The sequence below is a fragment of the Spiroplasma endosymbiont of Megaselia nigra genome (assembly GCF_003987485.1).
In the GTDB taxonomy this organism is placed as follows: Bacteria; Bacillota_I; Bacilli_A; order Mycoplasmatales; family Mycoplasmataceae; genus Spiroplasma.
In genome coordinates this window covers 1-2,016 of record NZ_RCOO01000194.1, presented here as the reverse complement: position 1 = coordinate 2,016, position 2,016 = coordinate 1, and the positions used below count along the sequence as shown (strand labels likewise).

The following is a 2,016-nucleotide window of genomic DNA, read 5'->3' as shown; positions in this document are numbered from 1 at the left end:
TTAAAAAGTTATTTAGGTTTAGACTGCACCCATTTTAGTAAGTACTAATAAAAAGTATTTACTATTTTTTTTATTATATCTTTTTCTTTACGATTTGAACTACATTTGCATTTACAATTTACAAATTAAAATATGAATTAAAAAAGAAATTTTAACATCAGTTCGTACCAGAAACTATAATTATAATATTTAAGTTTTAATTTTTTTAAGTTATAATTAGAAAGTATAAAATTAGATATAACGAAGGGATTTTAAATAATGAAAAAACTAATGATTTTATTAGGAATGACTTTTTTTTCAACGACAGGATATAGTCCAATTATCGGTTGTAAAAAGCCGCTTAAACTTGATGATACTGAAAATGGTATTGGAAAAGATATGGAAATTTTAAATAAAATTTCACAATGTGCTATCAACAATTTTTCAGTTTATTCACAAAATAAAAATACAATTAATAGTACTGAATATCAAAATAAATTTGATAAACTGTATACAATGGTTGACAAGAAAACTGAAAGTAGAAAATTAGACCAAATTGATAAAGATGCGATAGATGCTTTAGCAACATTAAAAAATGGCTTTCTTGATGTGTTTAATAATATTAATAATGAAATTTATAATGACTATTCAAATTATTATCCTGATAGTAAACCAATTAATTTATTAAATGATAGTTTAAGTTATGAATTAAATTTTATTGATATGGTTCAATTGCAAGCAATTTTAGATCGACCAGGATTAGAAACAGTAAAAGCAGTTAGACTAGATTTCCATTTTCAATTTGAAGCTAATTTTAAACTTTTAACAACAACTTCAGATTATGTAATCCAATATTTTATTACTGATAATCCAGAAGAAATGAAAGTTGTTTTAAATGGGATGGTTCAAAAAATTTCAAGAGTAATTGTTAATTTTTTCAATCAAGAAGGAATTTTTCAAATTGATAAAACACCTGAATTTGCTACAATTTATCAAAATTTTGATGTAAACTATACAGCTGGTTTTGCTAATTTAGATAATATTATTTTAGAAAAGTTACAAAGTAAAATTAAAAGTGATAGCGAATTGCAAAAGTTTGTAAAGAATATTAAATATAATTCTTCAATAACTTTATTAAGTTTACTAACAAGTGCAATTAATAATAATACTAATGGTGTTAATGTTGTTCGAGAAAATACAGCTTCATATGTTTGAACCGGAAAAGGATATCAGCCTAATAAAATTACTCCAGAAAATTTTGTTAAGTTTTATCGTTCATTAGTTAATGTTTTTAATACTGGAGGTCAGAACTTATGATTAGCTGATTTTAATGTGAATTTAGCAAAAATTCAAGTGGCAGGGTTTCCATTATCTGGAGCAGTAATGAATAATGGTCAAGCATTAAAAGTTCAAGTTGAAATTACAGAGGAAGGTTTAACAAATAAATTAATGGAATATGGACGGTTAGTAGTTGCTTTTTATAATCATTTTAAATTAGAATCAAATGAGCATTCAGGAGTATTCCACCTTAGCAAAGAAGCTTTTACTAAAATTTTAAATTTAAAAACCCGAAAATACAAAGATGTTTTAAAAATATTAATTAATGATTTTAAAGAAGCAAATCAAGCAAAAAATTTACCAGGAATTGATATTTTTACAACTGGTAATTGGGAAAAACGTGTTCACGAAGTGAGTTTAAATGAAACTAAAGATACTTTTTCACTTCGTCGGCGAGCAGTTTGAAACTTTGATTTAATATTTGGAAAAAATAATGTTGTTTATTATACTGGATGAACATCAACATTATTTAACTTAGAATTTACTAAAAAATAAGTTTAATTTAAAAAAGCAAGGTTTTAGAGTGCACCCCAAAAAGTAAGTATTAGTAAAAAAGGTTTATAAACTTTTATTTATTATATCCTTTTCTTCGCGGCTTGAATATCATTTATTTCATTTTTTAACATCATTAATATATTCGTCATGCGATAAGTAAATATTGTTATGAATTGTTGCTTTTTTTAATAAAGAATGAAAACT

1 protein-coding gene is annotated in these 2,016 nt (G+C 24.2%); it reads left to right on the top strand.

Annotated elements, in window-relative coordinates; genetic code table 4:
• Window positions 1-258 precede the first annotated feature (258 nt).
• On the top strand, window positions 259-1,812 hold the full coding sequence (locus D9R21_RS06005) for a hypothetical protein (protein WP_126821488.1): 1,554 nt from the start codon (window positions 259-261) through the stop codon (window positions 1,810-1,812).
• Window positions 1,813-2,016: the final 204 nt, after the last annotated feature.